Consider the following 2,592-nt stretch of genomic DNA (forward strand, 5'->3'; position numbering starts at 1 on the left):
ACGTCGGGGTGGTGTTGGAGTGTGGTGTGGAGGGTGTGGGTGGTGTCGATTTTGGCGGTGAGGGTGGTGTGGAGGGTGTGGGGGGTTTGGGTGGTGAGGGGGGTGTCGTGGAGGGTGCCGGCGGTGTGGATGACGGTGGTGAGGGGGTGGGTGGTGGGGATGGTGGTGAGGAGTTGGTGGAGTTGGTGGGGTTGGGTGAGGTCGATTTGGGCGGTGTGGGTGGTGGTGCCGTGGGTGTGGAGTTCGGTGGTGAGGGGGGTGAGGGTGTCGGGGTTGCCTCGGGTGGTGAGGAGGAGGTGGTGGTGGGGGTGGGTGGTGGCGAGGTGTCGTGCGGTGTGGGTGGCGAGGGCGCCGGTGGCGCCGGTGATGAGGATGGTGCCCCGCACGGGCCGCGGTGCGGGGACGACCAGCGCGATCTTGCCGGTGTGCCTGGCCTGACTGAGGTGCCGCAGGGCGTCGGGGGCGTTGGTCACGTGCCAGCCCGTGACGGGCAGGGCGGGCAGGGCGTCGGTGGTGAGCAGATGGGTGAGGGTGGTGAGGAGTTGGTGGATGCGGGTGGGTCCGGCGTCGAGGAGGTCGTAGGGCTGGTAGGTGAGGTGGGGGTGGGTGGTGGTGACGGTGTGCGGGTCGCGGATGTCGGTCTTGCCGATCTCCAGGAAGGTGCCCCCCTCGGCCAGCAGCGCGAGGCTGGTGTCGACGTGCGCGTGGGTCAGGGTGTTCAGCACGACGTCGACACCGGCGGGATCGGTCTCGCGGATGCGCTCGCCGTACGCCGTCGTCCGGGAGTCGTGGATGTGGGTGGCGGGGACCCCGAGAGCCGCCAGGGTGGCCTGCTTGGGCGCGCTCGCGGTGGTGTGCACGGTGGCCCCGAGGTGCCGGGCGTAGTGCAGGGCGGCCATCCCGACCCCGCCGGTGGCGGTGTGCAGGAGGAGCCGCTGACCGGCCCGCAGGCCGGCCAGGTCGGTCAGGCCGTACATGGCGGTCAGGTAGACGATCGGCAGGACCGCCGCCTCGACGTCGCTGAGCCGGGCCGGGGTCCGCACCAGATGACGGTGGTCGGAGACCGCCACCGGGCCGGCACAGCCCTCGGGGAACAACCCCATCACCCGGTCCCCGACCGCCAGCCCGGTGACCTCGGAGCCGACCTCGACCACGACGCCGGCGCCCTCGCCACCGATCTGCGCGTCGTCGCCCGGGTAGAGCCCCAACGCGATCATGACGTCCCGGAAGTTCAGACCCGCCGCGCGCATCGAGACCCGTACCTCGCCGGCGGCCAACGGGCGGTCCCCCGCGGGCGACGGCACCAGCGCCAGGTTCGCCAACGTGCCGCGGCTCGTCACGTCCAGCCGCCAGTTCCCGCCGCCGGTCGGGGGCCGTAGCACGGCCGGGGAGTCGGCGACCGGGACCAGCCGGGGGACCAGTGTGGTGTCGTCCCGCACCGCCGCCTCCGGCTCCGGCCCGGCCAACGCCGACGACAACGTCGCATCGGCCGGACCCGGCAGGTCCAGCAGCGCGAACCGGTCGGGGAACTCGGCGCGCGCCGACCGGATCAACCCCCACACCGTGGACGCCGGCAGATCCTGGATCTCCGGCCCGGTCCGGGTGGCGACCGCCCCCCGGGTGACCGTCACCAGCCGGTGGTCACCGAAGGCGGGGTCGCCGATCCACCGCTGTGCCAACCCCAGCGCCCGTTCGGCGACCTCGTGGGCGAGGGCGACGACCTCGTCGGAAGGGCGCGGGGCGGCCCGGTCGATCGCCGGCCCCGGGCCACCGTCGGTCACGCAGGTCACCAGGGTGTCGGCGGCGACCGCCGTGCCGGCGTCGATCGCGGCCGCGAGAGCGTCCAGGTCGGCGTGGACGGCGACGTCGCGGCCGGCCGAGCGGAGCGCGTCGGCCAACTTCAGCGGGTCCACGCCGACCACGTGCACGGCGGTCGACCCGGCGGCCGGATCGGCCTCCTGCGGCACCCACTCGACCCGCAGCGGCGTGACCGGGGCCGACGGGGCGGCCAACCGGTCCACCGCGAGCGGCCTCGTGGTCAGCTCCTCCACGGTGATCACCTCGGCGTCGTCGAGGTCGGTGGCGACCAGCCGTACCGCGTGCTCGGAGAGCCGGGTCAACCGCACCCGCAGGGCGGCGGCGCTGCGGCCGGTCGCGCGCACCCCACCCCAGGAGAACGGCACCCGCAGCGGACCGTCGAGGTCGGCCGGCGTCGCGATCAGCGCGTGCAGCGCCGCGTCCAGCAACGCCGGGTGTACGACGTGCCCGTCGATCTCGGTCCCGTCGGGGAGGCTGACCTCCGCGTACAGCTCGTCGCCGTGCCGCCAGAGCGCCCGCAGGTTACGGAAGGTCGGGCCGTAGGCGTAGCCGTGGTCGGTCAGTCGCGCGTACAGGCCGGAGAGGTCGACGGGCTGCGCCCCCGGCGGCGGCCAGACGCCGGGCGTCGCGGGCGTGGAGTCGGGTGCCGGTTCGGGGCTGAGTGTGGCGGTGGCGTGGGTGGTCCAGGTGGTGGTGGTGCGGGTGTGGATGGTGAGGGTTTGGTGGCCGGTGGGGGTGGGGGTGGTGAGGTGGAGGTGGAGGTGGGTGGGGGTG

Annotated in this window: 1 protein-coding gene; it reads right to left on the reverse strand. The window is 74.0% G+C overall.

Going from position 1 to position 2,592, the window contains the following annotated elements; translation table 11 throughout:
* Positions 1 to 2,592, reverse strand: a 2,592-nt coding sequence (locus JQN83_RS32545; RefSeq protein ID WP_208570988.1) for an SDR family NAD(P)-dependent oxidoreductase, incomplete at both ends; no start/stop codon positions are given.

The organism is Micromonospora antibiotica (genome assembly GCF_017599305.1).
Lineage (GTDB): Bacteria > Actinomycetota > Actinomycetes > Mycobacteriales > Micromonosporaceae > Micromonospora > Micromonospora antibiotica.